The 16,152-nt window shown below is 67.7% G+C and carries 17 protein-coding genes and 5 pseudogenes; 9 read left to right on the plus strand and 13 right to left on the minus strand.

The genetic code is table 11. The features are described 5' to 3' along the window. The 8 genes from EDD90_RS07585 to EDD90_RS07615 all read right to left on the minus strand — a co-directional run bounded on the left by EDD90_RS07585 (nucleotide 1) and on the right by EDD90_RS07615 (nucleotide 6,549). Nucleotides 1–1,590, minus strand: a complete 1,590-nt coding sequence (locus EDD90_RS07585) for an ISL3 family transposase (RefSeq protein WP_311737269.1) — start codon at nucleotides 1,588–1,590, stop codon at nucleotides 1–3. A gap of 294 nt (nucleotides 1,591–1,884) precedes the next feature. Continuing rightward, entirely contained in the window at nucleotides 1,885–2,445 is a 561-nt protein-coding gene (locus tag EDD90_RS07590) for a winged helix-turn-helix domain-containing protein (RefSeq protein ID WP_123972357.1), read from the minus strand. 595 nt (nucleotides 2,446–3,040) lie between these two features. Next, nucleotides 3,041–3,718, minus strand: a complete 678-nt coding sequence (locus EDD90_RS07595) for a hypothetical protein (protein ID WP_260327701.1) — start codon at nucleotides 3,716–3,718, stop codon at nucleotides 3,041–3,043. A gap of 149 nt (nucleotides 3,719–3,867) precedes the next feature. Further along, nucleotides 3,868–4,035 (minus strand): hypothetical protein, encoded by a 168-nt coding sequence (locus tag EDD90_RS56895; protein ID WP_260327702.1) that lies wholly within the window; start codon nucleotides 4,033–4,035, stop codon nucleotides 3,868–3,870. A gap of 47 nt (nucleotides 4,036–4,082) precedes the next feature. Then, nucleotides 4,083–4,535, minus strand: coding sequence for a hypothetical protein (locus EDD90_RS56900; RefSeq protein WP_260327703.1), 453 nt, complete (start codon nucleotides 4,533–4,535; stop codon nucleotides 4,083–4,085). A 158-nt stretch (nucleotides 4,536–4,693) separates the two neighbouring features. Next, nucleotides 4,694–5,152 carry a hypothetical protein gene (locus EDD90_RS07605; protein ID WP_260327704.1) on the minus strand — a complete coding sequence of 153 codons (459 nt, stop codon included), beginning with the start codon at nucleotides 5,150–5,152 and terminating at the stop codon, nucleotides 4,694–4,696. 375 nt (nucleotides 5,153–5,527) lie between these two features. After that, the gene (locus tag EDD90_RS07610) at nucleotides 5,528–6,127 is read right to left on the minus strand and encodes a hypothetical protein (RefSeq protein ID WP_123972358.1); all 600 of its coding nucleotides are present in this window, start codon (nucleotides 6,125–6,127) and stop codon (nucleotides 5,528–5,530) included. A 173-nt stretch (nucleotides 6,128–6,300) separates the two neighbouring features. Continuing rightward, a complete protein-coding gene (locus tag EDD90_RS07615) occupies nucleotides 6,301–6,549 on the minus strand; it encodes a hypothetical protein (RefSeq protein ID WP_123972359.1) in 249 nt (82 codons plus the stop codon). A gap of 149 nt (nucleotides 6,550–6,698) precedes the next feature. On the opposite strand from EDD90_RS07615, the gene EDD90_RS07620 reads away from it, so the two are divergent. Then, nucleotides 6,699–7,418, plus strand: coding sequence for an IS6 family transposase (locus EDD90_RS07620; protein WP_123972360.1), 720 nt, complete (start codon nucleotides 6,699–6,701; stop codon nucleotides 7,416–7,418). A 74-nt stretch (nucleotides 7,419–7,492) separates the two neighbouring features. Here EDD90_RS07620 and EDD90_RS56905 read toward each other — a convergent pair. Beyond that, nucleotides 7,493–7,621: pseudogene (locus EDD90_RS56905) on the minus strand (IS6 family transposase); the annotation flags it as partial. Nucleotides 7,622–7,956: 335 nt separating this feature from the next. Here EDD90_RS56905 and EDD90_RS07630 point away from each other — a divergent pair. From EDD90_RS07630 to EDD90_RS07640, 3 genes and pseudogenes are all read left to right on the plus strand, one after another. Beyond that, nucleotides 7,957–8,884: pseudogene (locus tag EDD90_RS07630) on the plus strand (sigma-70 family RNA polymerase sigma factor). A gap of 58 nt (nucleotides 8,885–8,942) precedes the next feature. Continuing rightward, entirely contained in the window at nucleotides 8,943–9,509 is a 567-nt protein-coding gene (locus EDD90_RS07635; RefSeq protein ID WP_123972361.1) for a dihydrofolate reductase family protein, read from the plus strand. Then, the gene (locus EDD90_RS07640) at nucleotides 9,506–9,823 is read left to right on the plus strand and encodes an EthD family reductase (protein WP_123972362.1); all 318 of its coding nucleotides are present in this window, start codon (nucleotides 9,506–9,508) and stop codon (nucleotides 9,821–9,823) included. Before EDD90_RS07635 ends, EDD90_RS07640 begins: the two co-directional genes overlap by 4 nt. Nucleotides 9,824–9,983: 160 nt before the next feature. Here EDD90_RS07640 and EDD90_RS07645 read toward each other — a convergent pair whose 3' ends face one another. Together EDD90_RS07645 and EDD90_RS07650 are read right to left on the minus strand one after the other, a co-directional pair. Continuing rightward, nucleotides 9,984–10,382, minus strand: a complete 399-nt coding sequence (locus tag EDD90_RS07645) for a hypothetical protein (protein WP_185148978.1) — start codon at nucleotides 10,380–10,382, stop codon at nucleotides 9,984–9,986. After that, nucleotides 10,379–11,233, minus strand: a pseudogene (locus tag EDD90_RS07650) (IS5 family transposase). Before EDD90_RS07650 ends, EDD90_RS07645 begins: the two are co-directional and overlap by 4 nt. 173 nt (nucleotides 11,234–11,406) lie before the next feature. Here EDD90_RS07650 and EDD90_RS07655 point away from each other — a divergent pair. Beyond that, nucleotides 11,407–11,850, plus strand: a complete 444-nt coding sequence (locus tag EDD90_RS07655; protein WP_123972363.1) for a hypothetical protein — start codon at nucleotides 11,407–11,409, stop codon at nucleotides 11,848–11,850. Nucleotides 11,851–12,096: 246 nt separating this feature from the next. Here EDD90_RS07655 and EDD90_RS07660 read toward each other — a convergent pair whose 3' ends face one another. Next, complete coding sequence (locus EDD90_RS07660) at nucleotides 12,097–12,702, minus strand: bifunctional 2-polyprenyl-6-hydroxyphenol methylase/3-demethylubiquinol 3-O-methyltransferase UbiG (RefSeq protein ID WP_123972364.1); 606 nt, start codon at nucleotides 12,700–12,702, stop codon at nucleotides 12,097–12,099. A 368-nt stretch (nucleotides 12,703–13,070) separates the two neighbouring features. On the opposite strand from EDD90_RS07660, the gene EDD90_RS07665 reads away from it, so the two are divergent. Genes EDD90_RS07665 through EDD90_RS07675 form a run of 3 tightly spaced genes read left to right on the plus strand, consistent with a single transcriptional unit; the run spans nucleotide 13,071 to nucleotide 14,322 of the window. Then, on the plus strand, nucleotides 13,071–13,529 hold the full coding sequence (locus EDD90_RS07665) for an SRPBCC domain-containing protein (protein ID WP_123972365.1): 459 nt from the start codon (nucleotides 13,071–13,073) through the stop codon (nucleotides 13,527–13,529). Next, entirely contained in the window at nucleotides 13,526–13,876 is a 351-nt protein-coding gene (locus EDD90_RS07670) for a helix-turn-helix transcriptional regulator (RefSeq protein ID WP_123972366.1), read from the plus strand. The genes EDD90_RS07665 and EDD90_RS07670 overlap by 4 nt, the downstream gene beginning before the upstream one ends. Nucleotides 13,877–13,878: 2 nt before the next feature. Further along, nucleotides 13,879–14,322 carry an SRPBCC domain-containing protein gene (locus tag EDD90_RS07675; protein ID WP_123972367.1) on the plus strand — a complete coding sequence of 148 codons (444 nt, stop codon included), beginning with the start codon at nucleotides 13,879–13,881 and terminating at the stop codon, nucleotides 14,320–14,322. Nucleotides 14,323–14,484: 162 nt separating this feature from the next. Here the strand turns inward: EDD90_RS07675 and EDD90_RS07680 are convergent. Next, nucleotides 14,485–15,619, minus strand: a pseudogene (locus tag EDD90_RS07680) (transposase). Between the two features lie 32 nt (nucleotides 15,620–15,651). Here EDD90_RS07680 and EDD90_RS07685 point away from each other — a divergent pair. Next, nucleotides 15,652–16,116 (plus strand): annotated as a pseudogene (locus EDD90_RS07685) (integrase core domain-containing protein); the annotation flags it as partial. Between the last annotated feature and the right edge of the window lie 36 nt (nucleotides 16,117–16,152).

Below are 16,152 nucleotides of genomic sequence, written 5' to 3' on the forward strand. Positions count from 1 at the left end.
TCATCTTGACGCCGTGAGAGGTGTGTCGCCATAGCGGCGGCGTATGTGGGCGATCAGGATGACTCGGTGGCGCAGGAGCGGGACGCCGGCGCGTCCTGCCATGATGCGTTTCTGGAGCTTTAGGTCGGTGATGCGGCCTTCGTTGACCCCCGAGTTGTAGGGGGTGGTGATCCCCTGGGCGACCGCGTGCTGGTCCTCGCGCAGAGCAGTGGCGACACCAGCGAGCGGAGCCAGTCCGCTGGCCTGGAGCGCATCGAGCCAGCGGGGCAGTGGAGCGGCATCACGGTCATGGAGCATGTCGGCGAACTGGCGTACCAGTTCGTGGGTTTCGCGGAGTTCCGGGCAGTGCTCGAGCAGCCGTCGTAGACGATCGGTGGTGTGCGGGCCGTGCCGGTCGGGGGCGGTGATGATCCAGCGGGCTGCTTCGCGTGGGGAGGGCGGCCGCTCTCGTGGCTCATCCAGGGGCAGGCCGCGCCGCAGGGGCGCGACGGCCATCTTCACGCGCTGGTAGTGGCCCAAGTAGCCCTTGGCGAGGAGCTCTTGGTGCAGGATCTTGGCACTGTGTTCGCCCTCGTCCCAGCATTGCTGCAGGTAGTCGAGGTACGGGTCGAGGGTGGAGGGGCGGCGTGGCGGGCGACGAACCACCTCGTGCCAGGTGCGGGCCCTTGCGTACTTGCGCACCGTGCGACGGTCGAGACCGAGCTCACGGGCTGCGGAGCTGTACGAACGGCCGACATCGGTCAGCGCGTGCACAGACTCGAAGAGCCGCCGGGCATGACGGCTGGCCGGAGTGTCTGCCGATTCGGATTCCGTCGCCGCAGTGTCCGCGAGCTCGGCCCCGGTCACGTGCGGGGCAGGGAGAGCCTCGGGCAGGCAACCGCGGCGGGCGGCGGCGACTTCCTGCACCCGCCGGGACAGTCCCTGCCACAGGTGGAAGCGGTCGCTGACCTGGACGGCGTCGGGGGCGCCGTCGGCGATGCCCTGACGGTAGGTGAGCGAGCCGTCGCGGCAGGCGATCTCCACCCCGGGATGTTCGCGCAGCCAGCGGCTGAGCTGCTCGGCGTCTCTGCCTTCCCACAGCGTCAGCGGGAGTCGGGTGTCGGCATCGACCAGGAGGGTGCCGTAGGTGTCGCCGTAGAGTGCGAAGTCGTCCACGCCGAGCACCCGGGGTGTCACCAGCGGCGGCAGCGGCACCCGCATTAACTGCGCGAGCACGGTGCACCGCGAGAGCCCGACGTTGAGGATGCGCAGCATCCTTGCCCCGCCCCGGCCGGCCAGCACGACGCCGACCGATTCGACCAGGTTCTGCAGCAGTGGAGTGCGCCTCTGGTAGCGCACGGTCAGCCCCGGCACCTGCTCGGCGAACGTCACCTTCGGGCAGGCGGAGTTCTCGCAGTACAGACGGCGCACGTTCAAGTCGATACGGACTGGCCGACCGCCGAGCGCTACATCGCCGAGGTGCCGTATGTAGGGACTGTGCACCCACTCGCTCAGCGTGCCGCACCCCGTGCACCTCGCCGGAGAACGCGATCTCGTATGGGCAGAGACCACCACAACAAGACCAGAGACATCGATCGAGACCACGAGCACATCGGCCAACTGCGGTAGCAACTCGGCCAGTTCAACAGAACACAGTCAAATGCTGCCCGCTGCGCGGGCGGACCGCCCATCGCAGCAAGATGATCTCCGCCTACGAAAATCTTGCCAGAGCCAGAGAAGTCCGTACGCCGACAGCGGGCCTCACACTGCCCTGGAGTTCCGGCCCCGTCGAAGGCCATGTCAATCGGATCAATGTTGAAGCGACAGATGTATGGGAGAGCCGGGTTCGCACTCCTCCGCAAACGAGTCCTCCTGGCCTGACGCAAGTCACACTCCGTCACCCCGTCACGGAAACCTTGACTGAGCCCATCGACTGCCCGGCCTCGTCCTCGATAGCGATCCAGGCACCGCGCTCCGCCGCGGTCCCCTTACCCGCGGCCAGGTCTCCTTCTTCCACACCTCGACCGCATCGTCGTCCCGTTCGATGGCGCACCGGGCTGGCTGCTGCCAGCTCCAGCCATGCCGCTTCAGCAACCGCCACGTGCCCTCGACGGTGTAGGAGACGTGGAACAGTCGGCCGATCAACGTCTTGACCCGCGCAAGCGTCCATCGTTGGTCCGCCCAGCCGTAGACCAACGGGCCACGCTCCAACTCCCGCTCCAGCCTGGCCACCTGCGTTTCGCTGAGCCGGGACCGTCCCGGAGACCCCTGCGACAGGACCCCGACCTGGCCGCGCTCGCGCCAGGCCCGTCGCCACCGCTCCACCGACCGCTCGCTCACCCGCAGCGAGGCGGCGACCTCTCGGTTCTTCTCCCCGGCCTTGAAGCGGACGACAGCCTGCAACCGGATCCGTTCCCGCGCGGCCCTCTCGGTGTCGGTCAGCCCACCACCCTGCGCATATCTCACTCCCCAGGACCTACCGGCGTCAGCAGCCGCTGTCAGGCGAACCCTCCCGACATCACTCGATCAAGTTCAGTAGCTGCCCGCCCCCGGCCGACGGCTCCCCCCGTTCCCATGTTCTGTGTCCCCCACCGGGGGCACTCGCCTGCGCGGTATAACTGCAGGTCAGTGTGCTTCTTGGGGCAGCTCGGTAGCTGAGGGACGGTTAGGTTTTCCTGGCTGGTCCCTCAGCTTTCCCGTATTTGCGCAGGCCGGGGCAGGTCTGGGTTTCTGCGCAGGTGGGTACCCCCGGAGGCACCCAGGACATGGGAACGCCGAAGGTATGTCCCTCAACACGGCCTTCGTCAGCGTTGTTGCCGAGGTCGAAGTCGTCCAGCTTGGTGCCGCTTTCGCCGTAGACCCGCAGCTGGAACCCCTGAGCTCACCGAGGCGGGCCGACTGGTGACCGGCACCGATCTGCCGGTCGCTGAGTCGATCGCCGGGTCGGCCTACCCGACCCCCATTGCCTCGCCCGCATATTCCGCCCCGCCCCCGGCGTCACCCCGCACGAGTGGCTCGCACGCCTCGCCTCCACCGGGGCGTAGGGCTCCGGGCGTCCGAGTCACCAGCCTTGCTGGGGTTCGCCCAGCGGAAGTCCGGAGTCGCGGCGCCAGGCTTCGCTCTCGGGCGTCCAGGCGACGCGGGGACCGAGGGAGACCCAGACGCCGAACTCGCCGGGGGACGGCTCGGCGATCTGCTCCAGCCAGACGCTGTTCAGGCAGAGTTGCACGCCGCAGTCCTTGAATTCCGACAGACCCCGCCAGCCGCAGTCCCAGCTCACGTCCAGAGACAGCGGACCGAGAACGGAAACCATCTCATCCAGTTCCTCATCGGTGCAGTCGGGGTCCGGCTCGCTGTAGGGATCACCGAAGGGCGAGGTCGAGTCCAGCGTGAGGGTCAGCCTCTCGGGCAGCGGCCAGAGGTCGGCCAGGTCGGGGCGGAGTGTCACATAGCCGGCGAACGAGGAGTTCGGCTCTTCGTTGTCGAACGTGACGACGGTACGGCGCCGCAGCTCGTCCAGACAGAGGCCGACGCCGGCTTCTGTCCGGTTCCCGTAGATGCGGGCGGTGTCGAAAGCGGAGAGGGCGTACGCGTACTGCTCGGCTGTGGTGACCGGCTCCATTCGGGGCGTGGGGATGGAGGTCCAGTCGGCCAGGTCGTGCGCGATCGCGCGCGCCCGCGCCAGCGCGCTCGGCGCGTCGGGAAAGGACTCGCGTACTCGGTAGAGCGTCGAGGACAAGAAACATGCCTTTCGGGCAGCGAAAGGGGCGAACGCGCCTTCACCGGACGCGTCCGCCCCTGTCTCGGACTGCCGCCTGATGTCGAGCGGAGGCGGGCGGTTCCGTAGGAGTAGCGCTGCTTGATCGCCGGAGGATCCGGACGTCCGAGTCACCTACCCGACTGAGGTTCGCCCAGCGAAAGTCCGCACTCGCGGCGCCAGTTCTCGCCTTCGGTCGTCCAGGCGATGCGGTTGCCGAGGGAGACCCAGACGCCGAACTCGCCGGGGGTCGGCTCGAAGATCTCCCGCCTCCAGACGCCGTTCAGGCAGAGTTGCACACCGCAGTCCTTGAATTCCGACAGACCCCGCCAGCCGCAGTCCCAGCTCACGTCCAGAGACAGCGGACCAAGAAGGGAAACCATCTCATCCAGTTCCTCATCGGTACAGGGGGGTCTGGCTCGCTGTAGGGATCACCGAAGGGCAAGGTCGAATCCAGAGTGAGGGCCAGCCCCTCGGGCAGCGGCCAGAGATCGATCAGGTCGGCGCGGAGTGTCACGTAGCCGGCGAACGAGGAGTTCGGCTCTTCGTTGTCGAACGTGACGACGGTACGGCGCCGCAGCTCGTCCAAGCAGGAGCCGACGCCGGGCTCTGCCTGGTTCCCGTAGACGCGGGCGGTGTCGAAAGCGGAGAGGGCGTACGCGTACTGCTCCGCCGTGGTGACCGGCTCCATTCGGGGCGTGGCCATGGAGACCCAGTCGGCCAGCTCGCGCGAGATCTCCCGCGCCCGCGCCAGCGCACTCGGCGCGTCGGGAAAGGACTCGCGTACTCGGTAAAGCATCGAGGACAAGAAACGTGCCTCTCGGACAGGGCCAGGGGCGGACGCGCCTTCACCGTGCGCGTCCGCCCCTGTCTCGGACTGCCGCCTGATGTCGAGCGGAGGCGGGCGGTTCCACAGAAGTAGCACTGCTTGATCGCCGGAGGATCCGGGCGTCCGGGTCACCAGCCCGTCTGGGGTTCGCCCAGTGGGAGTCCGGAGTCGCCCACCCAGGTTTGGCCCTCAGGCGTCCAGGCGACACGGGGGCCGAGGGAGATCCAGACGCCGAACTCGCCGGGGGCCGGCTCGTCGTGCTGCGACACCCAGACACTGTTCAGGCAGAGCAGCACACCGCAGTCCTTGAACTCGGGCAGACCACGCCAGGCGCAGTCCCATCTGACGTCCAGGGTCAGCGGGCCGAGCACGGAGACCATCCGGTCCAGTTCGTCTTCGGTAGCGTCGTCCTCGGGCTCACTGCCGGGGGCGCCGAAAGGCGGAGTCGCAGCCAGGGCGAGGTCCACGCTCTCAGGAAAGGGCCAGAGATCCGCCAGATCCGGACCCAGCCGCACGTCGCCGCTGAACCAGGACTTCATCTGCCGGGCGTCGAACGTGACGACTCCTCGGCGTCGCAACTCGTCCATGAAAGGGAAGACGTGAGGTACCCCGGTCCGCGGTGAACCGGGCGGTGTCGAAAGTGCGAAGTGCGTAGGTGAATTGCTCGACCGTGGTGACCTTGTCCAGCTGCGGCCAGGGCTCGGCCGTCCAGTCGGTCAGGTCGCGCATGATCGCGCGCGCCCGCGACAGCGCGCTTGACGCATCGGAAAAAGGCTCGCAAACCCGATAGAGAATCGACATGGACAAGAGAATTTCCTCTCGCACAAGGGCAGGGGCGTGCCGTCAAGAACGCCCCGCCCCCATTACTTCGCCCACGTGTTCCGCCGCCCACGGCGTTACCCCGCGCGAGTGGCACGCAAGTCTCGCCTCCACCGGGGCGTAGGAGGTTCGGGGCGTTCGGATCACCCTGCCTGGGGTTCGCCCAGCGCGAGCCCCGAGTCGCGCAGCCAGGCCTTGCCAGCCGGGGTCCCGGAGACGCGGGCACCGGGGGAGACCCAGACCCCGAACTCACCTGGGGCCGGCTCAGCGTGCTGCTCGGTCCAGACGCTGTTCAGACAGAGCCGGACGCCGCCGCCCTTAAAATCGGACAGGCCCCGCCAGCCGCAGTTCCACCTGACGTTCATGTTCAGTGGCCCGATTACGGAAACCATCCGGTCCAGTTCCTCCTCGGTGCAGTCGTCCTCAGGTTCGCTGTCCGGGCCGCCGAAGGGCGGAGTCGCGGCCAGGGTGAAAGCCAGGCCGTCGGGCAGCGGCCACAGATCGGCCAGGTCCGGGCGGAGCCGCATGTCCTCAAAGAACCAGCCGCTTACCTCCTCCCGATCGCCCGCGACACCGCGGCGCTGCAGTTCGTCCAGGAAGGGTCCGACGCCTGGCAGGTCCTGTTGTTCCCAGACGATTCGCGCGGCGCCAAAAGTGCGAACTGCGTGCACGTACTGCTCGGCTGTGGTGACCAACTCCAGTTGCGGCCAGGGGATGGTCTTCCAGTCGGCCAGATCACGCATGATCGCACGCGCCCGCGTCAACGCGCTCGGCGCGTCGGGAAAGGATTCACACACTCGGTAAAGCGGCAAGGAACGTGCCCTTCAGTCAGGGGCAGGGGCGGACGCGCCTTCACGGTACGCATCCGCCCCTGCCCCGGGTTACGGCCTGAGGTCAGACAGCGGCAACGGGCGGTTCAGTAGGAGTACCCGTTCGGCGAATAGTAGGTATGTCCCTCGACATGGCCTTCGTCGGCGTTGTTGCCCAGGTCGAAGTTGCCCAGACTGCGGCCGCTTTCACTGCAGACCCGCAGACGGAACCCGCGGACACTGTCGAGGCCGCCGTTGTTCTTCATTCGCAGATTCCGATAATTGCGGACCCACCCCTTGACCTCCGAGGCATCAACCAGGTCCGGGACCTGTATGAAGACCTCGTTGACCTCCATACCTCCCGCCCAGTCCTGGCGCCAGCGCAGCTGCTTGACAGCCTCTCTGAGCGCTCCGTTGAAGCTCTTGAAGCTGTTCTTAAGGCGCTGTCACGTTGACTGACCGGGTGGGATGATCTTCTGGTTGATCACGCTGGGAGGGGTCGTCTGTGGGGAGTGCGTCGCCGTCGTACAGGGGGCACCGGTACCCGGTCGAGGTGATCTCCCACTGTGTGTGGCTGTACTTCCGTTTTCCGCTCAGCTTCCGCGAGGTCGAAGAGCTGATGCTCCAGCGAGGCGTCATCGTCTCCTACGAGACAGTGCGCCGCTGGTGCACCAAGTTTGGCCAGGCATACGCGAACGGACTGCGCCGCCGCCGTCCCCGGCCCGGCGACAAGTGGCACCTGGACGAGGTATTCGTCAGGACCAACGGGGAGCTGAAGTATCTGTGGCGGGCCGTCGACCAGGACGGAACGGTGCTGGACATCCTCGTGCAGAACCACCGCAACAAGACCGCGGCCCGGCGCTTCTTCCGCCGCCTGATGAAGAAGACCCGGTCGGTGCCGAGGGTGATCATCACGGACAAGCTGCGTTCCTACAGCGCGGCCCACCGCGAGGTCATGCACTCTGTCGAGCACCGCTCCCACAAGGGACTGAACAACCGGGCCGAGAACTCCCACCAGCCGACGAGGCAACGCGAACGCGCGATGAAAGGCTTCCGCTCCGTCGGCGCGGCCCAACGGTTCCTGTCCGCCTTCAGCGGCATCTCACCCCACTTCCGACCCCACCGCCACCTGATGACCGCCCCCGACCACCACGCCGAAATGACCATCCGCTTCGCCATCTGGGACCAGATCACCGGCACTGCCAGCCGGCCCACCACGGCCTGACACAGACCCGGACCGCGGGCCCACCACGCCCCGACACGCCATCAGGCACCCACACACCCAACAACGTGACAGCACCCTCGCTGGAGCATCAGCTCTTCGACCTCGCGGAAGCTGAGCGGAAAACGGAAGTACAGCCACACACAGTGGGAGATCACCTCGACCGGGTACCGGTGCCCCCTGTACGACGGCGACGCACTCCCCACAGACGACCCCTCCCAGCGTGATCAACCAGAAGATCACCCCACCCCGTCAGTCAACGTGACAGCGCCTTGCTCGAGGACGTCATCGCGGGTGATGTCGTCCGCATAGCGCAGGCTGCGATGTGACTCAGTGCTCGCCAAGCGAACTCTCTCCGATGTCGGTGGCCAGTTTCAATTCCCCGCTCGCGGCCATGTAACGGGGAGTCAAGTGGCCGTGACCGATCGCACAGAGCAACTGTCTTGGGAGGGCGCCGAGTGGCGGCCGTTGATCGCTTCGACGTGTTCGCACCGATGCCTGATCCCAGGGAGTCCCACACAGCGTGCGGCATGATGATCCGGTGGATCTCGAACCGTACCGGGGTGAGTTGACGGCGTACTGCTACCGGATGCTGGGCTCGTTCCACGATGCCGAGGATCTGGTGCAGGAGACGCTGCTGCGTGCCTGGAAGGCCCGGGACCGCTACGACCCGGGGCGGGCGTCGGTGCGGACCTGGCTGTACCGGATCGCGACCAACGCGTGCCTGACCGCCTTGGAGGGGCGCGGGCGGCGCCCGCTGCCCTCCGGGCTGGGGGCGCCGAGCGACGATCCCGGGGCAGTGCTGGCGCCGGCGCTCGACGTGCCCTGGCTGGAGCCCTTCCCCGACGCGCGGTTCTACCCGGAGGTGCGGACCGACCTGCGGCTGGCGTGGGTCGCGGCGGTGCAGTACCTGCCGGCGCGGCAGCGGGCGGTGCTGGTGCTGCGCGAGGTTCTGGCGTTCTCCGCCGCCGAGGTCGCCGAACAGCTGGGGACCACGGTCGCGGCGGTCAACAGCGCACTGCAGCGGGCACGTGCCGCGCTCGCCGGCGCTGGCGGTGACCGAGCCGGACGATCCGCAGGTGCGTGCGGTGGTCCAGCGGTACCTGCGGGCGTTCGAGGCGGCGGACGTGCCCGAGCTGGTGCGGCTGCTGGCCGAGGACGCGGTGCTGGAGATGCCGCCGGTTCCGCTGTGGTACCGGGGCAGCGGCGACTACGGCCGGTTCATGGAGCGCGTGTTCGACCTGCGCGGTACCGGCTGGGCGATGCGGGCGCTGACCGCCAACGGGCAGCCCGCGCTCGCCGCCTACGCGCCACAGTCCGGCGGCGGGCATCGTGCGCACACCCTGCAGGTCCTCACCGTCACCGCGGGGCTGGTCGCGCGCAACGTCGTGTTCGCCGACCCGCGCGTCTTCGACGTCTTCGGGCTGCCACGCGAGATTCCTCCGGGCGAATTCCGCCCGGGGCGATGAGTCGGGGCGGTGCCGCCGGTACGTACCGGTGAGCACCCAACCGAAGGGAAACCCCAGCATGAGCGTCATCGTCGTCGAATTGATCACCCTGGACGGGATCGTGTCCGACCCGGACGGGTCGCAAGGCACGCCGCTGGGCGGCTGGATGTTCCGGTACGGCGGGAAGGCGGTCGGCACGGAGGACAGATTCCGCCTCGGCCCCGCGCTGGACGAGGGCGTGCTGCTGCTCGGGCGCGTCACCTGGCAGCTGTTCGCGCGGATATGGTCCGGCCGCCAGGATCCCTACGCCGCGCGCATGAACGCCGCGGCGAAGCTGGTCGCCTCCCGCACTCTGACCCACGCCGACACCTCGGCCTGGGCCAACTCGAAGGTCCTGGACGGCGACCTGGTCGACGCTGTCGGGCGCGAGCGGCGGGACGTGCTCGTCCTCGGGAGCCTCGGGATCGCGGACCGGCTGAGGACCGCGGACCTGGTCGACGAGTACCGGCTGCTGACCTTTCCCACGGTCCTGGGAACCGGCCGCCGGCTCTTCCCCGCCAGCGGCCGGCCGGCGGACCTGGAGCTGCTGGATGTCGCGCACGTCGGTCCCGCCGTCCTCACCCGGTACCGGAGGGCTGCCCGATGACGGCACGCTTCGTCGCCCTGTACGAGACGCCCACGAACCCCGAGAGGTTCGAGCAGCACTACCGCGAGGTCCACATCCCGCTCGCGCGACGCCTGCCGGGGCTGCGCCGATATACGGTCGGCCGGGACCTGGCCGCCACTGGCGGCGACTGCCCGTACTACATGGTCGCCGAGCTGGACTGGGACACGACGGACGAGTTGCGCGCCGCGTTCGCCTCACCCGAGGGGCGCGCGTGCGGCGCCGACGCCGCGCACCTGCGAGAACTCGCTCCCCTGCACACCATGATCTTCACCGTGCACGACAGCGTGCTGTAGGCGATCCAGGCAGGAGAACCCACCGGACGAGCGAGGCCGGCGCACCGAATACGGCTACTCACAGTGAACAGACAACTGGCCGTACGTGGGGAATTCCAACTGGCCGCTGTCACTCCGAATCGATGATGGCTTGACAACGAGACCCGCATATTAGTGGACGTTAAGTCCGTTTCTGGTAGCGGCCTCGCCCGGGTTGGGTGAGGAAGCCTTGGCGGGTGAGGCGTCCGAGGCGAGCACGGGTGACGTTGACCGATGCCTCATCGGTGGGCATGCCGAGGAGTTCGTGCAGCTCACGGGCTCGGAACTCCTGGTCGGGGTGTTGGTTGAAGGCGTTCACGATGGCCTGGTAGGCGGAGTTCGTTTCGGGCTGCTCGGGTTCATCTCTGGCCGGGGTGAGTTCGGCGATGACCTTCCGGGTAGTGACCAGGTCCGCGAGTCGTGCTTCGGTCTCGGCCAGGGTGGCGGTCAAGTGCTCGATCTGGTCGCGTAGTTCACCGGCTCGTGCTGCGGTCCGGTCGTGCTGGGCCTGGAGGCCTGCCAGGAGCTCGATGATGTTCACGCTGCCAGTCCGAGGGTGTCGCGCCAGGCCGGACTCGGCGTGGTGAGGCGGCGGGTCATGTTCGCGATGGACGCCCAGTAGACGCGCGAAGCCGAGGCGTCGGGGCGGTGGTCGTACTCGCGGGCCAGGCGGCGGTGCAGCATCAACGTGCCGTTGACCTGCTCCACGATCCACCTTTTCGGCTGTGGGACGAAGCCTTTGCCCTGGTCAGCAGGGTTGCGGCGGACGACCTCGACGTCGATGTCCAACAGGGCGCCATAGATGACGACGTGATCCTTGAAGCCCTGGTCGACCAGGGCCTTCTCCAGGCGCATCCCGCATTTCTCGGCGGCCTGGTCGAGCAGGGCGGTGCCGGCGGCGTTGTCATGCGCGGAGGCGGCCAGCACGACAACCCCGATGATCAGCCCCAGAACATCCACGGCCAGCCCCCGCTTGCGGCCCGAGACCTTCTTGTTCGCGTCCAGTCCCGTCGTGATCTTCGGGACACCCGCCGCCGCACGGACGGACTGGGTGTCGATGATCACGAGGGACAGGTCCTCTCATCGCCGGGCCCTCTCCCGTACTTGGCAGCGCAAGAGCTCCTGGACCCGCTGGTCAAGGCCGTCCTCGCGCCACAGGCCGAAGTAGTAGAACACCGCCGACCAGGCAGGCAGGTCATGGGGCAGATACCGCCACTGGCAGCCCGTCCGGTTCTGACAGAAGATCGCGTTCACCACCTCCCGCAGGTCGCAGGACCCCGGGTCCCCGGTCGCCGACCGCGCCACCCTCTCCCGCTTCCAGGCCGTGACCATCGGCTCGATCAACAGCCACTGCTCGTCCGATAAGTCGCTGGAGTACGGCTCTCGCTCCATGCCCCGCACCTCAACATGGACATGCCCAACATGCGGCCCGCGAGACAACCAGTCCCACGATCGAGCGATCACGAACCCAGGAAGATCGGACTTAACGCCCACTCAAAGACCAGGAACAAGCCCTCCACCCCGGCCTCACCCACCCGCGCACCGTCAACCTGCGCGAAGACGTTGTGTGCCGGGCCCTGGACCAGTGGATCGCCCGGGCCTTCGCCCCCGACCGGCTCACCGCCAGCCTCACCGCCCTCACCCACGCCAGCGCCGCAGCGAGCGCCGCAGAGACCCACACACCCGAGCAGGCCCAAGCACGCCAGGCAATCAAGGACTGCGAGCGACGACTCTCCCGCTACCAGGCAGCACTCGAAGCCGGAGCGGACCCAGCCGTCGTCACCCAGTGGATCAACGCAGCAGAGCAAGACAAAGAGGCGGCACAGAAGAAACTCGACGCGCTCCCCGCCCTCACCCGGAAGAAGGAATCCCCACTCGACGCCCAGCAGATCCGAGAGATCACTGACAGTCTTGGAGACATTGCACAGCGCATCCACACGGCCGACGCCGACAAGAAGGCCCGCTCTACGAAGCCCTGGGCATCACCATCGGCTACGAACACACAATGAGGACCGCGACCGTAAGGTCGAGGCCCTCATCGCCGTATCGTCAGTGGTTGTTGGTTGTGTCCGAGGGGCGAGTTGACCACTGACGATACGGTCGCGGTCGCGCAAGGACACCTCGTGGTGCAAGGTCCGCGGTGTGCTCCCAGCGTCTCCTCGTGAGAACCGCTACCCACGAGAACTACTCGCCAACTGCCCGGAGAAGCCCCTGGCCGCTTGGCCGGCACGGTGATCAAGATGTCGGGCAAGGCCTCACCGACGATGGACGCTGACGGCATAGCCGCCGCCGTCGTAAGGGACAGCGTCCCAGGTGGCGAAGCGGTCCACGCGGCTGAGGCCGGCCGCGGCGCAACAGTCGTCATACTCCGCCAGGGTGATTCCTGGGGGCACCGGCAGATGGGCTTCGTCCAGGCCGAAGCCGGCGATCATCAGACCACCCGGGCGCAGGACCGCGGCCAGGCGCTCGACCACCGTGGCCTCGGTGCCGGCCGCGAGCAACGGGAAAACATTGCCTGCAGCGACCACGAGATCGAAGTCCGCCGCGATGCCGAGCAGGTCCGACTCGAACTCAGCCAGATCGACCTGGAACCAGGGCAGTTCCGGCGCCCGCTTCTGCGCCACTGCCAGCATCGACGCATCAAGATCCACCCCGACACAGTCGTACCCGAGCTCTGCAAGCCGGATCATGACCCGTCCGGTACCGCACCCGGCGTCCAGCACCCGCGCTCCGGCAGGCATGAGCGCTGCGCAGAACCGCGCCTCACCGTGCACATCCTGTCCGCCACGGGCCAGAGCCGCGAACCGCGCAGCGTAGTCCTGTCCGGATGTCCCCCCGGTCAACTCCTGCCAACGGCTCATGACGCCAACTCTAGGTCGTCCGTGTGCCACTCGAAGACGGGGCTGGGTCCGCGGCACTGCAGGCCGTCACAGAAAGGGCGGGAAGGCCGGCTGCCGTCGGCGCGACGACGTCATCGGCACAACCGACACCCGGACAGGCGGCGGATGATGGCGGACATCTTCCCGGAAACCCTGCTGCTCCGGCGGTCGGGCTGTCCGGATGTCCGAGTAAGCGGCGGTGCACGAGACCTGGAGGCCGACGTCGTGGCCTCGGCCTTCATTGCGCGCAACGGACTCGGCGACCCGCATTAATCCGCAACTAATAGTTGCACGTAAGCGCCTCACGGCGTACGCTGACATGCAACCAAAGGTTGCGAAAGGGTTCGGGCATGGAGTACGGCGGTATCGAGCGCGACATCCACGTCGATGCATCACCCGAGACGGTCTTCGAGGTCATCAGCCGACCGGAGCACATGCGAGAGTGGTGGCCGGACGACGCCCGGTTCAAGCCCGTCGAAGGGGCGCCCGGTGAGCTCTTCTGGCGTGACGAGGCGACCGGGGAGACGATGACCGTCGCGCTCACCGTCGTCGAGGTCGACCCGCCGTCGCGGTTCTCGTTCCGGTGGTGCTATTCCGAAACCGATCGCGGCGGCGACTCGCTGCTGGTCACCTTCGACCTGGAGCCGACAGAGCGAGGGACCCGGGTGCGGATGACAGAGACCGGGTTCCGCGAGATGGGCTGGGAGATCGCCGTCCTCGAGGAGCAGTACCGCGAGCACGCGAGCGGCTGGGACCACTACATCCCCCAACTGGGCACGTACATCGCGCGACTGGTGTCGACCGCATGAGCACGCCGGTCGACGACGAGCTGTGGTCGGCGATCGGCGACCCGACCCGGCGCACCCTGATCGACCTGCTCCTCGCGTCCGGGCCCAGCACGGCCACCTCACTCAGCGCGGGCCTCCCGCTCACGCGGCAGGCCGTGTCGAAACACCTCGCCGTCCTCGACCGGGTCGGGCTGGTCCACGCCGAGCCGGCCGGTCGCGAGCGGCGCTACCACGTCGACGAGGCGCAGCTCGCCCGCGCGGCCGCGCAACTGGCCTCGGTCGGCGCCACCTGGGACGCCCGACTCCGCCGGATCAAACGCATCGCGGAGGCGATCGAACGCAGCCGCAACAACACCGAAGGAGAATGAACATGGTCGACATCCTGCATCGAATAGGCGCCGTCGCGTCGCTGGACGACGTCTATCGGGCCATCGCAACCCCCGAGGGCATCGCCGGCTGGTGGACGACCGACACCACCGGCAAGAGCGAGGTCGGCGGCCAGCTGGCGTTCCGATTCGGCGACGTCGGCGGCTTCGACATGGAGATCCTGGAGCTCGACCCCGCCGGCCGGGTGCGATGGCGCGTCACGGACGGACCCGCGGAGTGGATCGGGACTGAGATCGACTGGAGCCTCAGCCGGCGCGACGAGTACACGATCGTCCTGTTCAAACACGAGGGCTGGCGCGAGCCGGTCGACTTCATGCACCACTGCAGCACGAAGTGGGCGACCTTCCTGATGAGCCTCAAGGAGTTCGTGGAGACCGGACACGGCAGGCCGGCGCCCGACGACGTCCGTATCAGCGACTGGCACTAACCTCGATCTTGCGTGAGGGTCCGTCGACGGAGTTGGCGGGCCTTTCCGTTTTCCGAGGCGGGTGGTGAGCAGGCCGGTGACCTGACTGGCGCGTCGGGTGGGCGCCGGGTTCCACTGCCCGGGGGTCGGGTGGCGCTGTCGTCGGGACGGGAAGTTTGCTGGTCAGCCTGGGCTGGGCAGGAGCGCGAGTCGTTCGAGGGCGGTGGTGATCTCACCTGTCCAAGGCCAGTGTTGGGTGAGGCGGAGGAACCAGCGGCGGCCGGTGGTGACGAGCTGGGCGCCGGCGGAGAACAGGCGGAACCGCAGCCGGCGGGGTTCCCAGAGCCGGGCCTTGCCGGTCAGGGCGAGCATGGACATCCAGGCCAGCAGGTCGAGTGCGATCTGGACGATCTCCAGCCAGACCTTGTTCTGCGCGGTGTGGTGCAGGGGCAGGTTGCGCAGGTCGGTGGACCAGGCGGCGCGGATACGGTCCTCCGCTCTGGCCCCCAGCCGGTGACGGAGCTCCAGCTCGGCGATCGGCCGCCCGGTGGTATTGGTGGCGAAGCATGTGATGCGCATGCCGTCCGCGTCAATGATTCTCAACTGGGCGCCGGGATGGGGTCGTTCCTTGCGGACGATCAGCCGCATGCCGCTGGGCCAGCCGTCCAGCAGCTTGCCCGTGAGCTCGGCAACCCAGGCCCCGTCGCGGACCTGGCCGTCGGCCTCGACGGCCGGTGTCCAGGCCGGGCCCGGGATCTTCAGCACATGCTGGTGGATCGCCTCCGCCAGGGCCGTGGTCGACGAAGGCCGTCAGGGGGTGATGGCCGTAGGTCCTCTTCCAGGTCGCGGCCGCGTCCTGCTTGTCAGAGTGTGCGATCACGAGGACGCCGTCCAGGTCGACCGTGACCTGTCCATCGGTGTGCGGGGCGTTCTTGCCCGCCGGCAACCAGACCCGGCTGCGGGCTTCGGCCCGTGCAGACCGGATGGCCTGCAGGGCTTTCTCGCCGGAGGCGGCGAGGGTGTCGATCAGACGGGAGACCGTCGGGTCGGAAGCGACCGGGCCGAAGACGGCCGGCTCACACCGCACCATCGCGACGTCCGCGAGGCAGTCCCCGCCCAGCGCGACCGCCAGAGCAAGGTCCAGAAGGACCTTCCCGGGATCGTGGACGGCCCGCGGCTTTCGCCGCGGCGCCAGAGCTGCGGATATGGCCTGGTCAAGGCCGGTCTTGCGAACTGTTTCGACGAGCAGGACCGCACCGGCCTGCGAGACCACCCGTCGGCCGTCTCCCTGGACACGGACACGCGGGTACGACGAGATAGGCTCTCTCGCCTGGAAAGTGCTCTTTCCGTCTCGGCGCGACGGCCCACCCCACCGCGGACTGGGTCACCCAAGCCGCGAGGAACCTCGTCATGGACCTCCAGGACGCCGACATCACCATCCGACACCTGATCAGGGACCGCGACAGCAAGTTCACCCGCGCGTTCGACACCGTCTTCGAGGCCGAAGGCATCGAGATCGTCACCACCGGCATCCGCGTTCCCCGCATGAACTCGATCATGGAACGCTGGGTGCAGACCTGCCGACACGAACTCCTCGACCGTACCCTCATCTGGAACCAGGCCCACCTACTCCACGCGCTAGGCGAGTTCGAGTCCTTCCACAATCAGCATCGGCCTCACCGCACCTTGACCAGTGCTGCACCCCTGCGGCCGCTCCCCGAACCGATCACCGAACCCGAGCGACTGGACCGCCTCGACATCCATCGACGTGACCGACTCGGCGGCCTCCTCCACGAGTACGCATATGCAGCCTGAACAGCTCGGACGTAATAATCGGCACCCACACGCAAA

It is taken from the genome of Streptomyces sp. Ag109_O5-1 (genome assembly GCF_003814875.1).
GTDB classification, from domain to species: Bacteria; Actinomycetota; Actinomycetes; order Streptomycetales; family Streptomycetaceae; genus Streptomyces; species Streptomyces sasae.

What these genes read in the sequence shown, in the direction of transcription:
- EDD90_RS56900 (WP_260327703.1), bottom strand. Translation starts at nt 4,535, where the DNA reads ATGCTTTACCGAGTACGCGAGTCCTTTCCCGACGCGCCGAGTGCGCTG.
- EDD90_RS07605 (WP_260327704.1), bottom strand. Translation starts at nt 5,152, where the DNA reads ATGGACGAGTTGCGACGCCGAGGAGTCGTCACGTTCGACGCCCGGCAG.
- EDD90_RS07610 (WP_123972358.1), bottom strand. Translation starts at nt 6,127, where the DNA reads ATGCGTGATCTGGCCGACTGGAAGACCATCCCCTGGCCGCAACTGGAG.
- EDD90_RS07615 (WP_123972359.1), bottom strand. Translation starts at nt 6,549, where the DNA reads ATGGAGGTCAACGAGGTCTTCATACAGGTCCCGGACCTGGTTGATGCC.
- EDD90_RS07635 (WP_123972361.1), top strand. Translation starts at nt 8,943, where the DNA reads ATGAGCGTCATCGTCGTCGAATTGATCACCCTGGACGGGATCGTGTCC.
- EDD90_RS07640 (WP_123972362.1), top strand. Translation starts at nt 9,506, where the DNA reads ATGACGGCACGCTTCGTCGCCCTGTACGAGACGCCCACGAACCCCGAG.
- EDD90_RS07660 (WP_123972364.1), bottom strand. Translation starts at nt 12,702, where the DNA reads ATGAGCCGTTGGCAGGAGTTGACCGGGGGGACATCCGGACAGGACTAC.
- EDD90_RS07665 (WP_123972365.1), top strand. Translation starts at nt 13,071, where the DNA reads ATGGAGTACGGCGGTATCGAGCGCGACATCCACGTCGATGCATCACCC.
- EDD90_RS07670 (WP_123972366.1), top strand. Translation starts at nt 13,526, where the DNA reads ATGAGCACGCCGGTCGACGACGAGCTGTGGTCGGCGATCGGCGACCCG.
- EDD90_RS07675 (WP_123972367.1), top strand. Translation starts at nt 13,879, where the DNA reads ATGGTCGACATCCTGCATCGAATAGGCGCCGTCGCGTCGCTGGACGAC.